Genomic DNA, 22,575 nt, shown 5'->3' on the forward strand with positions numbered 1-22,575 from the left:
GGTAGTGGCGGGAGGACGGGAGGTGCGGATTTGTTCCGTCGTGATTCGTGAACTGTCTGTCGAGAACGACACCAATCACGACGACACACCGACCGACAGCCACAACGACAAACTGACCGAAAACACACCGCGAACAGACCCGAGAATCAGCGTCTCATTCCGCGTACAACGAGTACAGAATCACGCCGAATCCGACCGTCGTGAGTGCGCTCTCGATGATGAGCGCGGTCGAGTTATCGCCGAGGGTGAGGAACTGGTCGAGCGCGCCGGCGATGGCCGCCCCGGTGGTGATGATACCGAACCCGATAGCGAGTGCCCGGAGTGCCGGCGACCCGGTCCGGCGGTAGGCCTTCAGCGAGATGTAGGTGATGAGGCCGCCCATCACCAGTGTGAGCGTCTTGAACGCGACGACGAGTGGGGTAACGTCGCTCATGTCTCTTTGCGCACCTCCTTCCACATCGAGGCGAGGCGTTCCTCGGGCGTTTCGGGTGGCCGTTCGATACTGAGTGTGAGTGCGTGGTCCTCGGTGAGCATGATGGAGACGGTCTCGAAGTCGACGCGATACTGTGACGTGTGGCGGCCGTCCTTGCGGAGCTGGGTCTCCTCGGCGACGAGCGAGGAATCAGTCAGGAGTTCCAGCTTCCGGTAGGTCGTCGAGAGCGGGATGTCACACGCCTCGGAGAGTTCACTGGCCGTCATCGGCTCCGTCAACTCCTCGACGATGGCGTGACACGCCTCGTCGTCGAGTGCGTCGACGACTGCCTGGAACTCTGGGTCGTCCCCACCGGACGGGTCGCGCGGCTTCACTGGCTGGGACTGCTCGCGCATCCACCAAGTTCGTTCGGGTTTCGTCGGTCGTTCCCACGAACTGGTAACGACGGGGTAACGACCTGTCGGTCACAGAAGGGCTATTTACGTCTGACTCCTGATATACACCTATGTTAGCAGCTGTCAGAGGTGTATCGGCAATCGAAGACGTGTGGGCGGCCGACGACGTGAACCGGGCATCGTGGACGGCGGCATTCGGGGACGTGTTTCCGGCACGGGTGCTCGAACAGGTCGACGTGCCACCCGAAGAGCCGTGGGTCGAGTCTCGGTTCAATCAGATGTGTACGCATCCGGGGTTCTTACTGGCGACCGTAAAGGAGGACGTGGTGGGCTACGCGTACGCGGACTGGGGTTCGACCGCGCCGTTCGTCGGTGACACCGAAGCCGAGTTGAAGGAACTGTACGTCCACCCCGAGCACTGGGGCGAGGGCGTCGGGACGACGCTCCTCGATGCTGTCTGTGGCGCACTCCCTGTGGACCGGACCGCACTGGTGCTGACGACGCCGGAGCGCAACAGTATCGGTCGCTCGTTTTACGAGGCCCGCGGGTTCACCCTGCGAGAGACGCTGCCGGCGACTGACCCCGCCGGACAGTATCCAATGGTAGTTTACGCCCGAGAATTGCCGGTGACCGATGCATCTTGGTCGGCGACGTAACTGTCTCCACCGAGTAGCAGTAGGTGTGCCCCACAGTATCGAAGACATCCACGTCACGGTGACTCACCAGTACGACGCGAGGCCGCGTGCGGTGTGGACCGTGCTCTCGGACCCGGCAGTGGCCCGAGACGCGCTCCCTGCCGTCCGGTCGACGGAGACGGCAAGCGACGGGCTCGTTCCGGACGGCCTCGGGGCAGGAAGCGTGGTGACGGGCGAAGAATCGATCGAGGAAGGCGAGCGCTACGCGATGGTCATCGCATCGCCGCTCGACCGGTTCCCGACCGAGTTCCAGACGTACGCCACAGTCGGCGAGCACCGCTTCCCGCGGCTGGCCGTCGCCATCGGTGGAGACGGTGACCACGGGTCGTTCGACGCCCGGATGGAAGTCGAAGTCGAGGAGACGCCGACGGGGACGACCGTCGAGTGGTCGCTCGTCGCCAACGTCGCCGGCGAAGTCGCCGAGGTCAGCGAACGCGCGATTCAGCCCGTCCTCGCCCGGGAGGCTGACCGCTACTTCGAAGCTATCGAGACCCTGGTCGACTCGCACGCCGGTAGCGCCGACTCCTCTACAGGGAGTACCTGAGACAGTCGGCGATTTCTGACACGGACGGCCGATTCTGACACGAGCGATACGCCTACCGCACTGGCGAGTCGACTCGTGACATGGACGACGCCCAGCAGAAACGGCGGAACGTGGACTCCTTCTCGGCAGTCGCCGACCAGTACCTCGACAGTGCCGTCCACCGCGAGGGCCGCGACCTCGCGTTGCTCGCGTCGTGGAGTGACGACGCCGAGCGGGCGCTCGACGTGGCCTGTGGTGCAGGGCACGTCGCCGGGGCGCTCGCGGACTCGGGCGTCGCCGAAGTCGTCGCCGTGGATGTGACCGCAGAGATGGTCCGCACGGCACGTGCGGCGTTCGCCGTGCCGGGCGTCACGGGCGATGCAGAGCGACTCCCGTTCCGGGACGACAGCTTCGACGTGGTCACCTGTCGCATCGCTGCCCACCACTTTCCCGACCCGGCCGCGTTCGTCGCCGAAGTCGCGCGCGTCCTCGCACCCGGCGGCGTCTTCGCGCTGGAGGACAACGTCGCGCCCGAAGACGCAGCCCTCGCGGACTACTTCAATCGCGTCGAAGGCCACCGTGACGAGTCACACGGCCACGCCTACCCGGTGTCGTGGTGGCGCGAGACGCTCACCGCTGCGGGGTTCTCCGTCGAAGAGGCTGTGACGATGCGCAAGGAACTGGACTACGAATCGTGGCGCGACCGGACGACGCAGACCGCGGACCAGCGCACAGCCATCGACGACCTCGTCCGACGGTCCGAGAGTCGAGACGTGTACGGCGTCACCATCGAGGACGACGAAATCACGTCCTTCAGCAACGAGAAGGGGCTGTTCCGGGCACGGCTGCCAGCACGCTGACCGGCGACATCAAGAGAGTCGGCAACCACATCCTGTAATCTGGCGAGATTGTATTGGAACCCCAACTATCTTGGGACGGTTTGTAACGTGGTAGCTCTCGTATCCAGTAGTATGCCCCGCAGCATCGAAGACATCGAGTTCAGCGTCAGTAGCACGGTCAGTGCGGACCCGCACGTCACGTGGGTCGCTATCTCCGACACGGCACGCCTCCGTGAGACCCTCTCCGTGATGAGCGACTTCGAACACGTGAGTGCCGGACGACCCATGACCGACGGCGGGACCGTCGCGGACGCCGGCGCGATGTCCGCACCGACACAGCAGGCCATCGCCGCCGGAGAGACGTACACGGCGACGCTGTCGGCGCCGGTCGAACGCCTCCCGATGTCGTTCGACACGTACTGCACCGTCGAGGACCACTGCTTCCCGTGCATGGTCGCCACCGTCGGCGGTGACGGGGCGATGGGCTCGTTCGACGCCCGGGCCGTCCTGACCGTCGCGGACCACCCCGAGGGAACCGAAATCGAGTGGTCCGCGCGCGCGGGCGTGGCCGGGCCACTCGCCGGCCTGGGCGAGTCCGCGATTCAGGGACTGGTCACCTACATCGTCGAGGACTACCTCGACCGACTCGACGCCAGTCTGGCGTAAGCGAGCCAGCAGCCGAGACCGAGCGCCGCGCCTACCGTATTGACCGCCGCGTCGGTCAGGTCGAAGGCACGCGCTGGCAAGAAGAGTTGAACGACCTCGATGCTGCCCCCGAAGGCGGCCACCGCGACGAGTATCGTCGCGTGGCCCCACCACGACTCCGGTTTTTTCGCCGTCGCCGCCACCACCGCGAGCGTCGCGTAGCCAGTCGCGTGGAACCACTTGTCCGCACCCACGAGGCCGAGCGGGCCGGTCCCGCTCGTGACGCTGTCGCCTGCTGACCCGGTGCCCGGCGGCGTGATGACACTCGCGACGAACACGGTGAGCGCGAGCACTGCGACGACGAGCCACCGCCGGACAGCGACCGTCGCCGTGCCCAGCGGACGTGACTCGGACGATTGCCTGTCCATACCCACGCGACGGCCCCCGAACCGAAATGCTCGTCGGCGCCCTGCGTGGAAGAAAATCGCGAGACGGCGGCGAGTAACCACATTCAGTTACACCCTCTTTGCCAACAACCAACATGGTCGCGTCCCTATGTAACTATTAGACCTTACAATGACAGACATCGGTGGCTTCCAGGACCACGTCGCCCGAATCGACCTGTCGTCGGGGGACGTCAATTACGAGGGAATCGACGACGAGGACGCGAAGAAGTACATCGGGGCGCGCGGCCTCGGCGTGAAGTACGTCTTCGACAATGGACCAGACGTAGACCCGCTCGGCCCGGACAACCTGCTCGCGTTCGTGAACGGGCCACTCACGGGGACACAGACCGTGATGAGTGGCCGAATCGCGGTCGTGACGAAATCGCCGCTCACGAACACCGTGACCGACAGCCACCACGGTGGCTGGTCCGGCGCACGTCTCAAGTGGGCTGGCTTCGACGGCCTGCTGTTCGAGGGACAGGCGGACGAACCCGTGTACGCCGTCGTCGAAGACGGTGAAATCGAACTCCACGACGCCTCCGACCTCTGGGGCAAGGGTGTCCACGAGACCCGCGACACGCTCGAAGAGCGCCACGAGGGCAGTTACGGCAAGAACATGTCCATGATGGCCATCGGCGAGGGTGGCGAGAATCAGGTCCGGTACGCCTGCATCGTCAACGAGGACGACCGCGCCTCGGGCCGCGGCGGCACTGGCTGCGTGATGGGCAACAAGAAGCTGAAAGCCATCGTCGTGAAGTCGAACACGAAGATGCCGAAGCCGAAAGACCCCGAGACGTTCCAGAAGGGCCACCAGCAGGCCATGAGCGTCATTCAGGAGTCCGACGTGACCGCGCCGAACGAGGGCGGCCTCTCGATGTACGGGACGAACGTCCTGATGAACATCACCGAAGAGATGGACGGCCTGCCGACGCGAAACGGTCACTACACCTCGACGAGTTCCGAGGCCGAAGAAGACCCGAGCGAGCCGAACATCGACTCGGAGAAGGTCTCCGGGGAGAACGTCCGCGAGAACATCCTCGTCGACGAACCGACGTGTCACTCCTGCCCGGTCGCCTGTAAGAAGGAAGCAGAGGTCACGTACAACCACAAAGGCCAGGACATGAACGTCCGGATGGAGTCCTTCGAGTACGAGTCGGCGTTCGCACTCGGCCCGAACTCGATGAACGACGACCGCGACTCCATCGCCGTGATGATCGACCGCTGTAACGACCACGGCATCGACACCATCGAGGTCGGCAACATGATGGCGATGGCGATGGAGATGACCGAAGAGGGCAAACTCGACGACGCGGACGTCGAGGGCCTCGAATGGGGCGACAAAGAGACGATGATCGACCTCATCACCGACATCGCCAACCGCGACGGCGACCTCGCCGACCTGCTCGCCGGCGGTGCGAACCACATCGCCGAGGAGCACGACGCCCACGACAACTCGCTCGCGGTCAAGGGCGAGACGATTCCGGCGTACGACCCGCGCTGTATGAAGGGCATGGGCATCGCCTACGCGACCTCGAACCGCGGTGCCTGCCACCTGCGCGCGTACACGCCATCGGCCGAAATCCTCGGCTTCCCCGAGAAGGTCGACCCCTACGAGTGGGAGGGCAAGGGTGAACTGACCGCAGTCTTCCAGGACATGCACTGCATCTCCGACTCCTTCGACATCTGCAAGTTCAACGCCTTCGCGGAAGGCATCGAGGAGTACGTGCTGCAGTTCAACGGCATGACCGGTCTCGACTGGTCGGAAGACGAGATGCTCACCGCGGGCGAGCGCATCTACAACCTCGAACGGTACTACAACAACCTCGCCGGCTTCGACGGCAGCGACGACTCCCTGCCGGACCGGTTCCTGAAAGACGGCGTCCCCGGACAGGGCGCGAGCGAGGGTGAGTACTGTGAACTCGACCAGATGAAGGAAGAGTACTACGAACACCGTGGCTGGGTCGACGGCGTCGTCCCGGACGAGAAACTCGACGAACTCGGCATCGACATCGGCCCGGGCACCGGCGTCAGTTCGGGCGACTCCAGCGCACCGGCAGACGACTGAACTGCGGCAGCGACTCGACTTTTTTCGCGTCGGCGTCGACGCAGCGACCATGACGTGTCGTGCTACCGTCCAGTGAGGAGCCGGTGACTCGCTTCGAGACACACCGGAGACTCCGTCGGTGATGTATCAGTAAGCTAGAGTTATCTCCGAATATCGACTAGTGAGGTGTAGACAGGGTGGGAGTAGTCTCACTGCTGGCATATCATGACGAACACAGACAGTAGGTCTTCTGGCGTCCTCCGTCGGACGGTCCTCTCCGGACTGGGAGCACTCGGTATCGCAGGAACTGTCACCGCGAAAAACGGTGGGAAGAACGGTCGCAGTAGCGGTGGCCCCGTCGCCGCCGACGTGTCGGGAGACGACCTCGATTCGCCGCAAGAACGGCTCACTGCGGCGTTCCAACGTCGGAAGAACGCGGCGAGGGAACAGTTGTTGGGTCACGACCCGGCCGAGTGGACACCGAATCGAGACGAGCGTCGTTTCGGCACGCGTGCAGCGTTCACCAAGGGACTCCCACACGACGACCTCGGCGTCGGCGACGCTGACGCGTTCGAAGCGTTGCTCGCGGCCCTGTACGGTGATGGGGACTTCGAAGGGATTCCGCTCGGTGGCGACCGCGTCCTGGCGAACCCGCAGGCTGCACACTCGTTCGATATCTCGGGAGCCGACTCGCACGACCTGGCGATCCCGCCCGCGCCGGCGATGGACAGCCCCGAGGCCGGGGCGGAGATGGCGACACTCTACTGGCAGTCGTTGCTCCGCGACGTGCCGTTCGCCGAGTACGAGGGAAACGAACTCGTGGCGGCCGCCGCCGCAGAGTTGAGCGACATCGGCGGGTACGCTGGCGCGACCGACGAGTCGGGACGCGTGACGCCCCATCTCGCCTTCCGTGGCCGCCTCGCTGGCAGCGAAGTCGGTCCGTACCTCTCGCAGTTCTTCTACCACGAGGTTCCACGGGGTGATGGCTTTAGACAGGTCCAGCAGTACGACGTGTTACAGGCCGACACTGACTACATGACGACCGTCGACGAGTGGCTCGCCGTCCAACGTGGGGAGTCGCCACAGTCGCTTGACTTCTACGAGGAGACGCCTCGACACCTCGAGACCGGCCGGGACCTCGCCACGTACGTCCACCGAGACTACCCCGCACAGGCGTATCTAGACGCCGCCCTCATCCTGCTCGGACTCGGGGTCCCGTTCGACGAGAACGTCCCCTCGTTCGAGAAGACCGGGCTGTTCGTCGACCTTGGATTCGTCGACGTGCTGGACGCGGTCGTCGCCGTCTCACAGCCAGCCTTGCACGCTGCGTGGGTCCAGAAATGGCTCGTTCACCGACGACTCCGTCCCGAGGCGTTCGGCGGCCGAGTTCACCAGCACCTCACTGGTGCAGCCGACTATAGTGAGATGTTGCCAGCGAACCTGCTCGCGACCGCCGCGAACGATGGAGTCCTCGAAAACGTCTTCCAGAAACAGGGGACGTACCTGCTCTCGCAGGCGTATCCCGAAGGATCGCCGACGCACCCCTCCTATCCTGCCGGACATTCGACGCTCGCCGGCGCGTGCGTCACGGTACTCAAGGCGTACTTCGACACCGACATCGAGATGCCAGTCGCCGTCGACACGCCCGGCGAGACGGACGAATCCCTCACTGTCGGTGGCGAACTGCACAAATTAGCCGAGAACATGTCTATCGGTCGGGACTGGTCCGGCATCCACTACTGCGAAGATGCGAACTCGGGCTATGGTCTCGGCGAAGCGGTGGCGCTCGCGTTTCTCGTCGACCGGACGCGGACTTACGATGAACGCTACCAGTTCGACGGCTTTACACTGACGACGTTCGACGGCGACAGGGTTCGCATCACGCCCGAAGGCGTCGTTCCCGCAGACGGCGACGGAAACGGCAGCGGGAAGAACAGCGGGAGCGAGAAGAACAGGGGCAAGAATGGGAACGGGGCCTACGGCGGACAAAACGAGGGCTACTGAGTAGCTGTTCTGGCTTCCGCCTGAACCGGCGTCGGCTTCTCGCTGGGCGTCAACGGTCGGTCCTGTGTGCGGGTCTCGCACCTTCACACGCTTCCTCTTTCCCGATGAAGACACACTCTCGAATCTCCAGTGCCGTGTCGAACTCGTCACTCCGGTCGGTGTCGTAGCCGATGCGGTGTAGCTGCTCGGTATGGGCACGTTGGACCGCGTCGTAGGCCTGTCGCGTCACGTCGAGTCGTTTCCCGATGCCTTCCCAGTGTCCCGACTCGACCAGGAAGACGACGTAGTCCTCGCACTCGACGACCGACTCGTAGTTCGTCCGGTAGTCGTCGAGTCGGAGTCGGAGGTCTGCTTGCACGAGGTCGACCAGTTCCGGGAGGCGTCTCGGTGGGACGCTCGCCTTCGCCGCCGCGATGAGTAGTGCCTCACCGTCGATAGGGTAGCCGTCCATCTCAGCCACCCGCCCGCATGGCTTTCTGTGCGAAACGCTCGACGAGCGAATCGAGCGTCGAGTCGTCGCCCTCGAACTCGACGGTGACTTCGGTGACTTGGAGCGTCGGGCCGACGTCGACCGTCTCAGACGAGAGCGATGCGGTCCACCCGTCGCCCGCGACAGTCGCGTCGTCGACACGCTCGCCGCCGAGGTTTTCGAGGTAGTGAATAGCCAGCCGTTGTGAGATGCCGCGGAAAGACCGTACGACTTCGGTCATCCGCCGCCACCGGCGACCGGCGGAAACACCGAGACGGCGTCTCCGTCGGCCAGCGTCGTCTCAGTCCCCTCCATGTGCACCACGTCACGGCCGTTTTTGAAGATACTGAGCTGTGGCCGTATCGCTCCCCCCTCGAGGAGTTCCCCTTCCAACCCGTCGAACTCCGACTCCAGTGCGGCCAGCACCTCGCCCACGGTCGATCCCTCGTCGAAATCACGGTGGATGGTCTTCTGGCCGACTGCCTCGCGGAAGTTGGCGAAAAAGCGCAACTCCAGGTTCATTGCTCGCCTAGATATCGTCTACCCGTATAAGCACATGCCGCAACCAGTTGGTGCCGTGCCAGACGACGTCCTTCCAAAAGTGAGAACGGTAACAGGTTTGTGTGGTCGGTGAGCAGGTCGATTCGTCGTGTACACAGGACTCGTCGCGGGTACCGGGACGGTACTCGCTGCCAAACCCCAACAAGAGGGGTATCGACTCCGTATCGAGACGCACAACCACGTCGCACCAGCCCCCGGAGACAGTGTCGCCGTCTCTGGCGTCTGTCTGACCGCCGAGTGCGTCGGTGACGGGTGGTTCGACGCCTACTGCAGCGAGACGACGGTCGCGAAGACCGCCGTCGCCGACCTCGAACCCGGCGATCCAGTGAACCTCGAATCACCACTGACCGTCGGCGACACACTCGACGGGCACCTCGTCCGTGGCTGTGTCGAGACGACGGCCGCGGTTCGGTCGGTCGAGTCGACCGGCGCTGGGTGGCGACTGGCAGTGGCCATCCCCGACGGATTCGAGCACTTGCTCATCACCGGCGGCGGTGTCGCCGTCGACGGCGTGAGCCTCACCGTCGCGTCGCTCGACGACGACAACGGTACCTTCAGCGTCTCAGTCATTCCGGAAACCGCCGCGCGGACGACGTTGGCCGAGTTGCGTCCGGGTGACCGCGTCAATCTCGAACCCGACGCATTGGCGAGATACGTCGCTCGCCAAGCAGCGGTGGCCTGCACAGACTGAAAACCAGCACCGAGGAACAGTCGCGTTATCGGTCGCTCAGGCGAATCCCGTCTTCGACCAGTCGCGCGTTTCGCTCCCGGTCGAGTTCCTCGGCCACGGCCTCGTGTTCGTACAGTTGATGAACGAGGTCGGCGTAGAGGTTCCGCCACGCGATGGCGTAGATGGGCGACTGGCCCCACGCGCGCAGTTCCGGCACGAAGTCGTCGAATCGCTCGACGCGCTCTTCCATGCGCTCTACGGCGTCGGCGACGAATCGGATGGCCTCGCGGTCGTCGTCGGCCTCACCGAAAGCTCGGTTGATGCGGTCTTCCCAACTGGCGACCGCTCGCTGCATGTCTGCGCCCGCGTTGTCGCCGTCTTCGGGAAGCGATTCGAGAATCTGTCGTGGCACACCGAGTGAGACGTCGTCCATGTCCTCGTGGTAGGGGTGTGGGCGTAAAAAGACACGGCGAAGCGGAAGCCGTCGACTGGGTATCGTGCAGCGTCGATACCCGAGATTTTCGTTGCAGTCCTGGGTCCGCCTACAGCAGATGACTACGAGGAGTGAGTCAGTCTCGGCTGGCGACACTCGTCCGACCCCGCGTCGAGAGTGACGGAAAACAGTACAATCGGGGCGTTCGTTGCCGAATCGCCGGCACGGTTGACGACGTCGGCTATTACCGAACCGGTCCATAAATTCGGGTAGACCCCGACGCAGTCTGGCGATATCCCGACTGTTGTGGTGGCCTTCGCCCGATTATTCGCGAAGTAAGTAACGTACAACGACCATTTCGGGTAGAAGAGTACTGATTACCAACAATATATGATTTTACCCCACGTTCGATGGGGAACTTGCAATGGGACGACAGTCCTCCACACCCAATCGACGACAAGTCCTGACCGGCCTCGCCGCCCTCGGTGGTGGCTCGCTGGTCGCGAACGGACTCGCCGCCGCGACGACTGACGCCGACGCCGGCACCACGAACACCCGGACTACCCAGACCGTCCCGGCCACTGCACCCGGATTCGCACGCGAGTGGGTCAACGGCCGAGACATGGTCGCCGACCAGCGTCAGACCGTCGTCGCCGACGGTGTCGTGTACAACACCGACTACGGGGAGAGCGACGACGGCGACCGAGCACCAGTGGTCGAGGCCTACGACGTGGCCGACGGGGAACTGTGGCGAACCGAACTCGCCTTCGACCCGCCGACGGAGTTCGGGACCATGGTCCTCGGCGACGAGACCGTCTACGTCGCCGGGCTGTTCACACTCTACGCGGTCGACCGCGAGACCGGTGAAATCCGCTGGCAGCGCGATATCGGCTCTGAACTGGCAGTCACGGACGAGGATACGGTGTACGTGTTCACCGGCCCACTCGAAGGAGCCCCGCCAGCCGACCCTGACCTCCCCGCACTCACGATAGAGCGAGTGGTCGCGCTCGACGAGATGGAGGGGACCGCTCGCTGGGAACGCGAGACGACGGACGTCTACGACGCGCACTACACGGACGGGCACGTCGTGCAGGTCGTCGGCGACGACGACGACCCGACGGAGACCGATATCGCGACCCTCGACGCCGAGACCGGCGATGCCGGCTGGACGGCCGCGGGAACTGGCTGGGTCGAGACGACGGTCGCCGACGGCCTCCTCTGTCGCTTCGAGGACCGACTAGTGGTCAGAGCGACCGCGACCGGTGACGTTCGCTGGGACCTGACGGCCGACGATGGGTCTCGAATCGACCGGGACCTGACAGTCGCCGACGGAACCGTCTACGGCTTCGCGTTCACGGACACCGACGGCTCCATCTACGCCGTCGACACCGCGGACGGGACGGTCCGCTGGGAGACCGCGTTCGCCGGTGCCATCTCGTACTCGTACGACACGAGCCTGCACACCGAGCCGCCGGCTGTTGGCGACGGCAGCGTCTACGCCACGGTCGCGACCGGCACGGACGAGGAGGCCGACTCCGCGGTCGTCTCGCTCGACGCCGAAACCGGCGAGAAGCAGTGGGAGACGACCGAGTACGTCGATGCCCGCTTCGACCCAGTAACGGCTCCCACGGTCGGCGACGGATACGTCGTCGTCGGTGCGTACGTCGGTGACGACGCCGCCCCGGACGTCGCGAGTCTCGACGCGGAGACCGGTGCCATCTCGACCTACTACTGGTGGCCCGAGATGGAGCGAAGCTTCACCCCGCCGCCGTCGATTCGCCGTCCGGCCGTCGTCGACGATCACGTCGTGGTCACGTTCTCCACGCTCCCGAGCGGTCCCGGTGAACCGCTCACTGCCTCCCTGAAGTGGGGTGGGACGCCGCAGGCCGACGGCCCAGTCGCGCCCACCTTCTCGGTGAACGAGGATGCCGCCTGTACGACAGACGGCGAGACGACCTACGTACCGGTCTCGGTTCGGACGCCAGAGAGTGCCGACTCTCGGGACGCGTACTGGAGCAAGACCCACGTCGCGTTCGACGTCGACGACTCGGACGGCCTCGACACGACCAGCGGGCCGCTGCCGGTGCAGGGGTCGGGCGAACAGTCGGTCACGCTGGTCGCCTACGACCGCAACGGTCGGACCGTCGAAGAGACGCTCACCATCGACCCGGCTGCCGTCTGCGACTCGGTACCCAGCGAGCCAGAACCCGAACCGGAGCCGGAGCCCGAACCTGAACCACGGTTCGAACTCTCCGTCACGCCGAATCGGCTAGAGACCGACGAGACGATGACGGCGGAAGTCACCGCTACGAACGCCGACGCGTCGGAATACGACTTCCACTGGCTGGTCGACGCCGACTGCGAGGAAGACGCGGTCGACACGACCGGGCAGACGCTTCAGACCGACTTCGAAAATCAGGGCTCTTACCAGCTCCACCTCACGGTGACCGACGCTGAGACCGACGAGACGGTCAGGACGTTCACGGAATACATCGAGGTGGCCTGCAAGAACGAAAACTGAGCGTAGAACTGGGAGCAACGAGCCACTCAACCACCCGTTTTCTCACGAGCTGTTCCGACCAGCGTCGCTTCCGGGACTGACGAACGGTAGTTCTCGAACGCCGGCGATAGATACCGCAGCCACACCCTCCCCAACCGATTCGCTCGTTACACTCGCTCATCCCTCGCGCGATGTCTCCTCGCGGCCTCGCTCCGCGAGGCACGCTCGAAAGCGCGCGCCAGAGTGGTTACGTCGAAACTCGTCGCGCAGTTACAGTTCTTCGACGTGACGCACCGAGGTCGCTTCGCCGCGCGTGCTCTCGACCATCGCGTCGCCGTGCATCTGTGCGCGGCCGATACCGAACGCCTTCGGGCCGGAGATGACGACTTCGTCGCCGACGCGGATGTCCTCGTCGGCGTCGACCACACCGGGCGCGAGGACGCTCCCGTGCGGGACGAAGCCGTCGATTTCGACGGTCTTGGTCGGGACATCGGACTCGTCCCACATCTTCGCGCCTTCGAGCGTCAGCGACAGGGTGCCGTACTGCGGGACCTGCGTGGCGAGTTGCGTGCCCTCAGGGTCGCGGACCTGAATCTTCGGGTAGCGACTCGTCGTCTGGAAGTCCCCGAAGACGGTGTCGCCCGCGCCGTCGCCGAACTGGTAGTCGGCGATGGCCCGGACCGTGTTGTGTTCGCGCTCACGCTTCGAGTACTTCAGTTCGCCCGCGAGGGCGTCGCGCAGGTTCGACAGGCTCTCGTCGTCGGTCGGGTGCTCGGCAACGGTGTACTCGATGGGCGTGTCGATGTCGTCCTCGACGCGTTCGAGGATGGGCCGGTAGTCGTGGGGCAGGTGGGCGACGATTTTCGGGTAGTCGTTGCGGTCGAGGTAGCGCCCAAGCACCTTGCTTACGAACTCGATTTCGCCCGCGGTCCAACTGCCCGTGACGACGGAGTCGTAGTGCTGGGCGGGGTAGGTCGTCTCCAGTTCCTGCGGGACGACGCCGATGGGCGAGGTCATCGAGACGACGTGGCCGCGGAACTGAATCGCGTCCATGTACTGGCGGTGGCTCTGGGACTCACTGTAGGGCTTGCGTGCCGAACACGGGACGAGCACGAGCGGGTGGCCATCGAACCGGTTGTTGTACCGCGACGTGATGCGGTCGGCGAATCGCTGAATCTCCACGCGTCGAAGCGTGTCCTCCGTCGTCGCATCGAGATCGGCCTCGCGGTAGACGGGCGTGCGAGATTCGAGGTAGCCGTACTGCTGGTCCAGTTCGCGGAAGAGTGCGGTGAGCCACTGGTCCTGTCGGGCCTGGCCCTCGATGTAGTCGCGCAGGCGGCCGTCGCGGATGCGGCGGCGAACTCGTGCGAGTTCCGCAGAGAGCGCGTTGACGTTGTGTTCGGCGCAGGCGGCCCGGTCGAACTCCTCGCGGGGCACCTGACACGCCGGGCAGGAACACGGCAGTTCGTCGAGGTCTTCGAGGAAGTACCGGTCGTCCGTGGTCAGATACTCGCCGTCGGTCCCCTTCACGATGGCCTTCGTCGCGTCGAACAGGTCGACGCCAGCGTAGGCGAGGACTGCCACGTTCCTCGGTGTCGCCACGCCGGAGAGGAAGAGCGCGGTGTCGTCCGGAATCGCGTCACGGACCGTGAGGATGGCGTCCTTCATACCCGCGCCGTGGCCGACCGACCCCTGCGCGTCGGAGACGACGTACGCGTCCGCGCCGTAGTCAGCGGCAGTGTCGGTCGAGACGGCGACTGCGCTCGGGTAGTCCACTTCGGGGTAGTCGACCGCGAAGGAGTCCTGTACCTCGGGTGCGGTCCCCGCTGGCAGGCCGCGGTGTGGGAGAATCGTCAGTGTCGACTCGTCGCCCTCGGGCAGGTCGCGCTCTGCGGGCCAGAGGCTCCCGGCGTCAGTGACGACGTCGTCCACGAGCGCCGGGGTGTCGACCGGCTCGGACAGGCGCAACTCCGCCCGTCGCGCCGCCCCATCGCGCTCGTGTACTTCGAAGTACTCGGTCATAGCCCCGTCTCAGTGACCCACGCTCAACAGTCTTGCTTTCCTCCCCCACCTAAAGTGTGGAACTGTGAACGGACAGGATGATTGTCCAATCGACACTTGGTGGAAGTGGGTGCGGGCGTTCGGTAGACCAGATGCGGACGGCAGCAAGCAGGCAACCGTGGGCTGACAACCATCGCAGTCCGCTCTCCACACGTTTCACACCCGGTATCGTACAGGGTCGACGGCAGGTGTCGACCCCACCTCGATTCTTTCCCCTTCCCCCCTTTGGGACCGAACCGACGACTCGATAGATGAGAGACGATACGTCGACTCACCGAGAACCATGAATACGACTAGACGCGCCCTTCTTTCGTCCACCGCAGGCAGTGTCCTCGCGAGTACGGCCGGGTGTCTCGGCACCTTCGTGGGGACACCGCAGGCGACGACGAGACTGACCGAACTCACGTACCACAACCAGACCGACGAGCGACACACACTCCGAATCGAGGTCTCGACCGACGGTGGCAACGACACGCTGGTCGAGCGAACCGTCGACCTCGCGCCAGCGTCTTCAGACGGGGACGAAGACGGTGGAACGACGGCTGCGGCGAGTGGTACCATCGGCGACGCCCTCCCCGACGAGCGAGGTTCCTTCACCGTTTTCGCGACACTCGTCGACGAGAACGCCCGGTCGGCCGACTCGGAACGTACCCAGAAATTTCGCGTCCCCTTTTTCGACCGACGACGGGAATGCAGTCGAGTCGAGTTGCGCGTCGAACCGGGGGCAGACCTCGAAAGTGGGATACAGAACGGCTGCGAGAACGAGTGAGCGAGACAGCAGTCAGAGAACGCAGACAGTCAATCAGGTAACGTAGAGAACCTGTCAGGGCAGTCGTTCGCTACGCTCGACGAGGTTGACCACTTCGACAGCGTCGGGGACGCTCGCGAGGGCGCTCTCCGGCCAGTCGGCGTGGGCCAACGTGAACGAGGTCTCGGGATTCAGGTCGACCAGTCGCGCGACACCGCGGGCCGCACGCTCGTAGGCGTCGCGGTCGAGTCGCTCCGGAATCTCCGCGGTCAGCGGGTAGGTGTTGCGCAGTGCCTTCGGGAACGGCCCGAACGGCGGGACGACCGCCCACGACTCGTCGTAGTTCTTCGAGTGCGACCCTTCCGTGAGCAACACGTCGTCGCCTTCGGGCGAGAGCCGGTCCAGTCGCTCCTGATGCCGGAGGACTTCGGGTCGCGCGGCGCTCTCGTTCGAGGTGTAGAAGAACGACCCCTTCGAGGCGGGGTCCGTCTCCTCCAGTTGTGCGGCATGGTCTGTCAGTGCCCGGTAGCCGTCGAGCATCGCCGGGTGCGAGCGTGCGCGCTCGTCGACGAGTTCGAGCAGGTCGCCGTCGCGGATGGCCTGCTTGATGCGGCGAATCTCCTCGAACGTGACGTGCAGGTTGTGCGCGGCGAGTTCCTCCTCGCACTCGCGCTCGGGCAGGTCGCGCATCTCGGCCGGGTCGTACTCGGTACACACCGGGCAGGAACACGGGAAGTAGTCGAGCTCGTCGAGGTGTTCGGTCCCGCGAACCGTCAGGTAGCGACCGTCTCTAGCGTACAGCGCGTAGGCCGCGCTGTCGAACAGGTCACAGCCCATGGCGACCGCGAGCGCGAACATCATCGGGTGGCCCGCACCGAACAAGTGGACCGGACAGTCCTCGTCGAGACCGCGCTTGGCCCCGGCGACGGCGTCGACCATGTCGCCGTAGCGGTAGTCGTTCATCATCGGGACGACCGCGCCGACCGGGAACACGTCGAGGTCAGTGCTGGCCGCGTGTGCGCCCGCTTGCTCGCGCAGGTCTGGGTAGGTCGACCCCTGCACCGGCGCGTTGACGAGCATGTCGCCGACGTCGACCGTCTCGGCGAGTTCGAGTCGCTCTTGCGTCGTCGCGAGTTCCTCCTCGGCCTGCTCGCGCGAGACGTCCGGTGGCGTCGGGATGTCCACCGGCGTCCCGATGTCGCTCCCGATGTCGTGCTGGAACTGCAGAATCTCCTCGGTCGTGGTGTCGATTTGCCCGTACTCGGCGAGCTGGAAGCTCCCCGAGTCGGTCATGATGGCCCCGTCGAAGTCGAGCAGGTCGTGCAGGCCGTCGTCGAGGGCCTGCTCGCGGATGTCGTCGGTCGTCTTGATGATGTAGGAGTTCGTGATGAGGATTTCCGCGCCGAACTCCTCTTCGAGTCGCTTCGGCGGGATAGTGATGATGTTCGGGTTAATGACCGGCAGCAGCGCCGGTGTCTCGACGGTGACGCCCGCGCGGGGGACGGTCAACTCCCCGATGCGGCCGGCCGCGTCGGTGTCCCGAAGCTCGAAGTGGTCTCTCATTGGCCTCGGCTATCCGGGCAGCGCCGGTAAGGGTGTCGTTTAGGCGCGCTGACTGGGTCGCGTCGTCCACGAGAAAACGGTGGCGTATGGAGCGAGGCACTCAGCGATGGCGTCGCTCGGCGCGGGCGAATCTGGTCAGTCCGGGCCGGCGAATCTCCAGATACACCGACGCCGTCGCTGCGAGCGCGAACCAAAGACCGCCCCCAGTGAGAAAGCCGTAGACGAGGAGCAGGACGAACCCCAGCAGTCGGACGACCAACTGCTGTCGGAACGTGAGGAACGTCGCTGGCACGGACAGTTCTAGGGGCTGGGGGGAGATAACTACTGTGCCACCTTCTCGCACGCGATGGCCGGGGGCTGGCGGTGATGGCGAACAGGCGACGCTGTCGGTCGTGGGCACCGGGCGGGGCGTCGCACACCCGCGAACCGCCCGGTGATTACGGTTATCGGATGCTGGCTCTGGTGCCGGGTTGGTACTTGAAGACTCACACTGACGAATTCTCGGCAGGGTTGCCGCGGGCTCTGGTTCTGAGAAGCAGTTCACGACTCACGACGGTACATGACCGCAGCCACACCCTCCCCATCCGATTCCTCACTCGCTCCGCTCGCTCGTCATCCCTCGCGCGACTACATCTCGCGGTCTCACTTTCGTTCGACACACTCGCCAGCGCGCGCCAAAGTGGTCGTGACGGCCCTTCCGACCAGTCCTACTCGAACAGTTCGTAGTACATGAGTCCGGTCAGGGCACGCCCGTCGCGGAGGTCACCCGACTGCACGTCGGCCAGCAGGTCGTCGTACTCGGCCGTATCAACCCGGATGGACTCGTTGAAGTCGAGGTCCTGGGCGTCGGCGTCCTCGCAGTCGTAGGCGACGAAGTGGTGGTGGACCGAGTTGGCGATGCCGTTCGCTGGCTCGATGGTCGTCAGGTGTTCCACGCGGTCGGCCTCGTAGCCGGTCTCTTCCGTGAGTTCGCGATGGGCCGCGAGCGCGAGGTCGTCGTCGTCCGGTTCGACCGTTCCGGCCGGGAGCCCGCGGTTGACCGTCCCGACGGCCTGTCGCCACTCCTCGATGACCACTACCTCTCCCTCGCTGGTGAACGGCAGGACGACCACGGCGTGCGGTTCGTCGACGTAGTCGAAGTCAGTCTCGGTCCCGTTCGGCAGTCGAACCTCGTCGTGAACCACGTCGAAACCGGGGCACTCGTAGCCGACCCACGAGTCGGTCACGTCCCACGCGAGTTCGTCAGCAGCGTCCGTGTCGGGTGCGTCAGGCGTGTCGCTCATTGTCGGCTGGTCGCGCCCACGAGTAGAAAAGGTACGGCTTCAGGGTGTCCGGACTATCTGGCTTCGAACTGGAGGTCTTTCGCCGGGTCTTCGGCGACCATCCACCAGCGAACGTCGACTTTCGGATGCCGCTTTTTCACGTGGTCTTTCAGACTCCCCCCGTCGTCGAAGTCACGACCACAGAGGTTACAGCGGTTGTGTCGTGCCATACCTACAATACGCTGGCAGTGGGTTTAGCCGTCTCTTCGTCGTCACTGAGAGGTTCCGACGAAGTCGAGAATCTCCGTGGTCACGCGCTCCGGCGCGTCGAACTGCACCCAGTGGCCGGCGTCAGGCAGGCGCTCGATTCGCAGGTCGGACACCCACTCGTCAAGTCCCTCGGTGAGTTCAGGGACGAGTGCGAGGTCTCCCTCGCCCCAGACGAGCAGCGTCGGCACGTCGACGTGTTGTGCGGCCGTGTCGCTGTCGAGAAACGGGAGCGAATCTTTGACACTCTCGCGAATCACCGCCCGGTAGTAGTTGATGGCTGAGGTCGCCACGCCCGGTCGCTCGAACGCGGCCTTGTAGCGAGCCACGTCCTCGTCGGTGAACGCGTCCTCGCTGACTGCGCCGCCGTGGAATATCGCCTCCAGTGCTTTGCAGTTCCCGCGAGTCATGTACCACTCGGGCAGCCACGGCAACTGGAAGTAGAACATGTACCACGACTTGCGCAACTGCTCGCGGTTCGGTCGCCGGAACTCGCGTTCGAGCGCACCCGGATGCGGCGCATTGAGGACAGTGAGTGTCTCGACGACTTCGGGCGTGCGCGCAGCCACGTCCCAGACGACGCCGCCGCCCCAGTCGTGGCCGACGAGGTGGACCGGTGCGTCGAATTCCCGGCAGAGAGCGGCGATATCGGCCGAAAGTTCCGAAATCCGGTAGGCAGCCACGCCGTGCGGTTTCTCGGAGCGGTTGTACCCACGCATGTCCGGCGCGACGACGTGGTAGCCCGCGTCGGTGAGGGCAGGAATCTGGTGGTGCCACGAGTACCAGAACTCGGGGAAGCCGTGAACCAGCACGATGGTCTCGTCGTCGGGGTCGCCAGCCTCGACGTAGTGGAGGCGCACGTCGTTCACGATGGTCTGCTTGTGGGACCAGTCCGCAGTCATGGTTGGACGTGGTGGTGGCAGGACGAAAAGCGCAGGTGGTGACACCGCAGGGACGAGTGAGTCGCTACTCCATCAGCCCGTAGCCGCGCCGAATCAGCATCACGTCGACGGCGAAGATGGCTCCAGTCACGACGGCGAGGACGCCGAGCGAGAACAGCGGGTCGACTTCCGCGAAGTCGAGAAAGCCGTAGCGAACCGCGTTCACCATGTACACCATCGGGTTCAGGAACGAGAGGTCGTACCAGATGCCGGTGCCTTCGAGCGCCGACAGCGGGTAGAACACGCCGCCGAAGAAGACCAGCGGCCGGATGATGAACTGGTTGAGCACGGTCAGGTAGTCGAAATCTCTCGCCCAGAGGCCACCCAGAATCCCGAAACAGGCGAACAGCGCGGCGACGAGCACGAGCGAGACTGCGAGGTAGACCGGATGGGCCACCGACACGATGCCGTAGTCGGGGTTCAGCAGCGTGAAGCCGACGCCGATAACCGCGATGATGACGCCGACGAGGACACCGCGGAGCGTACTCGCAGCGACGTAGGCGAAGGTGAGTTGCCGGTACGACAGCGGCGACGTGAGCACTTCGTGGATGTACTCGTTCCAGCGCCCGTGAAAAATCGAGAACGAGGCGTTCTCGAATCCGTTCGAGACGGCTCCGAGGACGACCAGCCCCGGAAGGACGAACGTGATGTAGGGGATGCCGCCGGCGTACTCGCCGATTCTGCTTCCGAGGATGACGCCGAAGACGGCGAAGTAGAGCACGTTGTTGATGAACGGCGGAAGGAACGTGTTCCGGGGTCGACGGACGTATCTGAGGATTTCGCGCTTCGTCAGCGCCCACGTCCCGGTCGAGAGGCCCATCATCGGCCGTCACCCGTCAGTTCGACGAATATCTCTTCGAGCGAGGTCCGCGAGATGTCGAGGTCTATCGGTTCCAGCCCCATCGCTTCGAGTTCGTTCAGGAGTGCGGGCGTCACGGCCCCGCCGTTTTTCGCTCTGACGAGCAACCGGTCGCCGTCGAGGTCGACCGACTCGACCCTGTCGAGCGTCCCGTTCAGGTCGGGGGCACTCGCGGGTGGGTCGCGCAGGGTGACGGTGATGGTGTCGGTGCCCCGCCGCATGAGTTCGTCCGGCGTCGCGACTTCGACTTTCGACCCCTCGTTGACGATGGCGACCCGGTCACAGAGTCGTTCGGCCTCCTCGATGTAGTGCGTCGTGAGCAACACGGTCGTCCCGTCGTCGTTCAGTTGCGAGACGACTTCCCAGAGGTCGTGGCGTAACTGCACGTCGACGCCGGCGGTCGGTTCGTCGAGGATGAGCAGGTCCGGGTCGGTGACGAGTGCTCTTGCGAGCAACAGGCGTCGCTTCATCCCGCCCGAGAGCCAGTCGAATCGCTCCTCTCGCTTGTCGTAGATGCCGACGCGCTTCAGGGCTTCGTGCGCCCGGTCCAGTGCCTCGTCCTCGGGAATCCCGTGGTAGCCCGCCTTGTGAACGAGCACTTCTTCGATGGGGAAGAAGCGGTCGACGTTGAACTCCTGTGGCGCGAGGCCGATGGCGTCTCTCGCGTCGCGATAGTCGGCGACCACGTCGTGGCCGAACACGCGAGCCTCGCCGCCGCTCTTGCGGCAGAGGCCGACGAGGATGTTGATGAACGTCGTCTTGCCCGCTCCGTTCGGCCCGAGCAGTCCGAAGAACTCGCCCGACTCCACCTGCAAGGAGAGCCCGTCGAGCGCCCGTAACTCCCCGTACTCCTTCACGAGGTTCGACACCTCGATGGCGTGGGTCATTACCGAGCAGTCGGGTGAGTCGTCGGTTAAGCCCGTCGAAGGCGGTAGACGGCGGCGACATCGACGCCCCCAAGCTGTCCATACCGCAGCCCGAACGACCCGTTCGGTGCCGGATAAGCGACCGTGTGTCGCGCCCGAACTTTCAGTTCCGAACACGTAAGCAACCCGTAAGTAAGCCGGTACCCGACGAACCCGCCTCTCACCCACATCGCACGACTACGGCGTGCTTTTAGGGGATATACGGAGACAGGGATGACCAACGATAACGATACGACACAGCCGCTCTCCCGGCGAGCGATCCTCGCCGGACTCGGAACTATCGGCGTCGCGTCAGCGGGCGCGGGGCTGGGGACGACGGCCTTCTTCGGTGACAGCGAGCGACTGCAGGGCTGGTACGAAGCCGGTCGGGTGGACACGAAACTGGCGTTCAGGAGCCTGTACGAACCGTGGGAGCGGTTCGAACTCCAGCCGGACGACCCGCTCGCCGGGCAGGTACGACCGGTCGCCGGCGACGACATGAAGTTCGAGCAGGCCTCGAAACCCGAACTGTTCGACGCGACTGACGCGTCGTTCAGCCCCTCACTACTGGACTGGCTCGACAGCGTGACAATGATGGACCACTGCGCCGACGGGGTCGACCTCGTCGACGGCGTGGATGGCCTCGTCGTCGCACTGAACGACGTGAAGCCGGGTGATAGTGGGCTTCTCACCATCGCTGCCACGACCTGTGGCAACCCGTCGTTCGTCTCGACGGCGCTGCTCGAAGCCGACGACGAGGGGCCGCTCCCGCGACGAAAGGAGAACGGCGTCTTCGAGCCAGAAGTCGAAGCCGGTGACGACATTACCGCACTCGGCGAGCAGGACGGCGAACTCCCCGATTTCACGTACCTCCAGGTCTCGGCCGACCCCGGCCTCACCGGTGACTTCGACGGGAGCAACGTGCTGTACGAGGGCTCGTTCACCGGCTTCTTCGAGGCCCTCGAACTGGACCCGATGCTGCTGGCTCCAATCTCGGCCACCGCGTCGGACCCGAACTGTTCGGCCCCCGACATCGCCAACGTGTACCAGTTACGCTGGCGACTGCCGACGACCACCGACGACCTCTCGACGTTCAGTTCGAACGTCGACGTGCTCGTCGGCAACAGCTTCGGTATCCAGTTCGTCGACGTCGAGAGCAACGGGTTCGACTTCGAAGACGAACTGGTCGCCCGTGGCTATCTCGAACCCAACGTGAACATCGCACAGACGGACAGCTACGAGTTCGGCCTGACCTTCAGTGCTCAGCAGTGCCGCGGGAACGCGGTCTGAACGGTCTGATTTCGACTTTTTG

At 64.6% G+C, this 22,575-nt stretch carries 25 protein-coding genes; 10 read left to right on the top strand and 15 right to left on the bottom strand.

Annotated features, from left to right (window positions below; all coding sequences use genetic code 11):
• Nucleotides 1-154 precede the first annotated feature (154 nt).
• Nucleotides 155-433 carry a DUF7521 family protein gene (locus ACSC1P_RS07295; RefSeq protein WP_435359477.1) on the bottom strand — a complete coding sequence of 93 codons (279 nt, stop codon included), beginning with the start codon at nt 431-433 and terminating at the stop codon, nt 155-157.
• Nucleotides 430-828, bottom strand: coding sequence for a helix-turn-helix domain-containing protein (locus ACSC1P_RS07300; protein WP_435359478.1), 399 nt, complete (start codon nt 826-828; stop codon nt 430-432). Before ACSC1P_RS07300 ends, ACSC1P_RS07295 begins: the two co-directional genes overlap by 4 nt.
• Before the next feature lie 110 nt (nt 829-938).
• Here ACSC1P_RS07300 and ACSC1P_RS07305 point away from each other — a divergent pair, with 110 nt between their 5' ends.
• The 4 genes from ACSC1P_RS07305 (at nt 939) to ACSC1P_RS07320 (ending at nt 3,551) form a co-directional block, all read left to right on the top strand.
• Nucleotides 939-1,484, top strand: coding sequence for a GNAT family N-acetyltransferase (locus tag ACSC1P_RS07305; RefSeq protein WP_435359479.1), 546 nt, complete (start codon nt 939-941; stop codon nt 1,482-1,484).
• A gap of 25 nt (nt 1,485-1,509) precedes the next feature.
• Complete coding sequence (locus tag ACSC1P_RS07310) at nt 1,510-2,067, top strand: SRPBCC family protein (RefSeq protein ID WP_435359480.1); 558 nt, start codon at nt 1,510-1,512, stop codon at nt 2,065-2,067.
• An 80-nt stretch (nt 2,068-2,147) separates the two neighbouring features.
• The gene (locus ACSC1P_RS07315; protein ID WP_435359481.1) at nt 2,148-2,906 is read left to right on the top strand and encodes a class I SAM-dependent methyltransferase; all 759 of its coding nucleotides are present in this window, start codon (nt 2,148-2,150) and stop codon (nt 2,904-2,906) included.
• Between the two features lie 111 nt (nt 2,907-3,017).
• On the top strand, nt 3,018-3,551 hold the full coding sequence (locus ACSC1P_RS07320) for an SRPBCC family protein (protein ID WP_435359482.1): 534 nt from the start codon (nt 3,018-3,020) through the stop codon (nt 3,549-3,551).
• On the opposite strand, the gene ACSC1P_RS07325 is transcribed toward ACSC1P_RS07320, so the two are convergent.
• The gene (locus ACSC1P_RS07325; protein WP_435359483.1) at nt 3,518-3,958 is read right to left on the bottom strand and encodes a VanZ family protein; all 441 of its coding nucleotides are present in this window, start codon (nt 3,956-3,958) and stop codon (nt 3,518-3,520) included. The two genes, ACSC1P_RS07320 and ACSC1P_RS07325, sit on opposite strands and share 34 nt — an antisense overlap.
• A 148-nt stretch (nt 3,959-4,106) precedes the next feature.
• Between ACSC1P_RS07325 and ACSC1P_RS07330 the strand changes: the two genes are divergently transcribed.
• The gene (locus ACSC1P_RS07330) at nt 4,107-6,041 is read left to right on the top strand and encodes an aldehyde ferredoxin oxidoreductase family protein (protein ID WP_435359484.1); all 1,935 of its coding nucleotides are present in this window, start codon (nt 4,107-4,109) and stop codon (nt 6,039-6,041) included.
• Between the two features lie 204 nt (nt 6,042-6,245).
• Complete coding sequence (locus ACSC1P_RS07335; protein ID WP_435359485.1) at nt 6,246-8,024, top strand: vanadium-dependent haloperoxidase; 1,779 nt, start codon at nt 6,246-6,248, stop codon at nt 8,022-8,024.
• Nucleotides 8,025-8,073: 49 nt separating this feature from the next.
• Here the strand turns inward: ACSC1P_RS07335 and ACSC1P_RS07340 are convergent, their stop codons facing one another.
• From ACSC1P_RS07340 to ACSC1P_RS07350, 3 genes are read right to left on the bottom strand one after another with little or no spacing between them, the layout of a single operon-like run.
• Nucleotides 8,074-8,475, bottom strand: coding sequence for a DUF8048 family protein (locus ACSC1P_RS07340; protein WP_435359486.1), 402 nt, complete (start codon nt 8,473-8,475; stop codon nt 8,074-8,076).
• 1 nt (nt 8,476) lies between these two features.
• Nucleotides 8,477-8,734, bottom strand: coding sequence for a MoaD-like domain-containing protein (locus ACSC1P_RS07345; protein WP_435359487.1), 258 nt, complete (start codon nt 8,732-8,734; stop codon nt 8,477-8,479).
• The gene (locus ACSC1P_RS07350) at nt 8,731-9,015 is read right to left on the bottom strand and encodes a ubiquitin-like small modifier protein 1 (RefSeq protein ID WP_435359488.1); all 285 of its coding nucleotides are present in this window, start codon (nt 9,013-9,015) and stop codon (nt 8,731-8,733) included. Before ACSC1P_RS07350 ends, ACSC1P_RS07345 begins: the two co-directional genes overlap by 4 nt.
• Before the next feature lie 127 nt (nt 9,016-9,142).
• Here ACSC1P_RS07350 and ACSC1P_RS07355 point away from each other — a divergent pair, with 127 nt between their 5' ends.
• Nucleotides 9,143-9,745 carry a riboflavin synthase gene (locus ACSC1P_RS07355; RefSeq protein WP_435359489.1) on the top strand — a complete coding sequence of 201 codons (603 nt, stop codon included), beginning with the start codon at nt 9,143-9,145 and terminating at the stop codon, nt 9,743-9,745.
• A 25-nt stretch (nt 9,746-9,770) separates the two neighbouring features.
• On the opposite strand, the gene ACSC1P_RS07360 is transcribed toward ACSC1P_RS07355, so the two are convergent.
• Nucleotides 9,771-10,157, bottom strand: coding sequence for a DUF7971 family protein (locus ACSC1P_RS07360; protein ID WP_435359490.1), 387 nt, complete (start codon nt 10,155-10,157; stop codon nt 9,771-9,773).
• A gap of 424 nt (nt 10,158-10,581) precedes the next feature.
• On the opposite strand from ACSC1P_RS07360, the gene ACSC1P_RS07365 reads away from it, so the two are divergent.
• The gene (locus ACSC1P_RS07365) at nt 10,582-12,678 is read left to right on the top strand and encodes an outer membrane protein assembly factor BamB family protein (RefSeq protein ID WP_435359491.1); all 2,097 of its coding nucleotides are present in this window, start codon (nt 10,582-10,584) and stop codon (nt 12,676-12,678) included.
• Between the two features lie 249 nt (nt 12,679-12,927).
• Here ACSC1P_RS07365 and arcS read toward each other — a convergent pair whose 3' ends face one another.
• A complete protein-coding gene (gene arcS / locus ACSC1P_RS07370) occupies nt 12,928-14,679 on the bottom strand; it encodes an archaeosine synthase subunit alpha (protein ID WP_435359492.1) in 1,752 nt (583 codons plus the stop codon).
• Between the two features lie 322 nt (nt 14,680-15,001).
• On the opposite strand from arcS, the gene ACSC1P_RS07375 reads away from it, so the two are divergent.
• Entirely contained in the window at nt 15,002-15,487 is a 486-nt protein-coding gene (locus tag ACSC1P_RS07375) for a hypothetical protein (protein ID WP_435359493.1), read from the top strand.
• Between the two features lie 54 nt (nt 15,488-15,541).
• Here the strand turns inward: ACSC1P_RS07375 and tgtA are convergent, their stop codons facing one another.
• From tgtA to ACSC1P_RS07410, 7 genes are all read right to left on the bottom strand, one after another.
• Nucleotides 15,542-17,029 carry a tRNA guanosine(15) transglycosylase TgtA gene (gene tgtA / locus ACSC1P_RS07380; RefSeq protein WP_435359494.1) on the bottom strand — a complete coding sequence of 496 codons (1,488 nt, stop codon included), beginning with the start codon at nt 17,027-17,029 and terminating at the stop codon, nt 15,542-15,544.
• A 100-nt stretch (nt 17,030-17,129) separates the two neighbouring features.
• Complete coding sequence (locus ACSC1P_RS07385; protein WP_435359495.1) at nt 17,130-17,321, bottom strand: hypothetical protein; 192 nt, start codon at nt 17,319-17,321, stop codon at nt 17,130-17,132.
• Nucleotides 17,322-17,736: 415 nt separating this feature from the next.
• On the bottom strand, nt 17,737-18,312 hold the full coding sequence (locus tag ACSC1P_RS07390) for an NUDIX hydrolase (RefSeq protein ID WP_435359496.1): 576 nt from the start codon (nt 18,310-18,312) through the stop codon (nt 17,737-17,739).
• 53 nt (nt 18,313-18,365) lie between these two features.
• Nucleotides 18,366-18,521, bottom strand: a complete 156-nt coding sequence (locus ACSC1P_RS07395) for a C2H2-type zinc finger protein (protein WP_435359497.1) — start codon at nt 18,519-18,521, stop codon at nt 18,366-18,368.
• A 42-nt stretch (nt 18,522-18,563) separates the two neighbouring features.
• A complete protein-coding gene (locus ACSC1P_RS07400) occupies nt 18,564-19,460 on the bottom strand; it encodes an alpha/beta fold hydrolase (RefSeq protein ID WP_435359498.1) in 897 nt (298 codons plus the stop codon).
• 64 nt (nt 19,461-19,524) lie between these two features.
• Nucleotides 19,525-20,322, bottom strand: a complete 798-nt coding sequence (locus ACSC1P_RS07405; protein WP_435359499.1) for an ABC transporter permease — start codon at nt 20,320-20,322, stop codon at nt 19,525-19,527.
• Nucleotides 20,319-21,245 (bottom strand): ABC transporter ATP-binding protein, encoded by a 927-nt coding sequence (locus ACSC1P_RS07410; protein WP_435359500.1) that lies wholly within the window; start codon nt 21,243-21,245, stop codon nt 20,319-20,321. The genes ACSC1P_RS07405 and ACSC1P_RS07410 overlap by 4 nt, the downstream gene beginning before the upstream one ends.
• Nucleotides 21,246-21,497: 252 nt before the next feature.
• On the opposite strand from ACSC1P_RS07410, the gene ACSC1P_RS07415 reads away from it, so the two are divergent.
• A complete protein-coding gene (locus ACSC1P_RS07415) occupies nt 21,498-22,553 on the top strand; it encodes a hypothetical protein (protein WP_435359501.1) in 1,056 nt (351 codons plus the stop codon).
• The last annotated feature ends 22 nt before the right edge of the window (nt 22,554-22,575 follow it).

Source organism: Haloarchaeobius caseinilyticus, assembly GCF_051207395.1.
Lineage (GTDB): Archaea > Halobacteriota > Halobacteria > Halobacteriales > Natrialbaceae > Haloarchaeobius.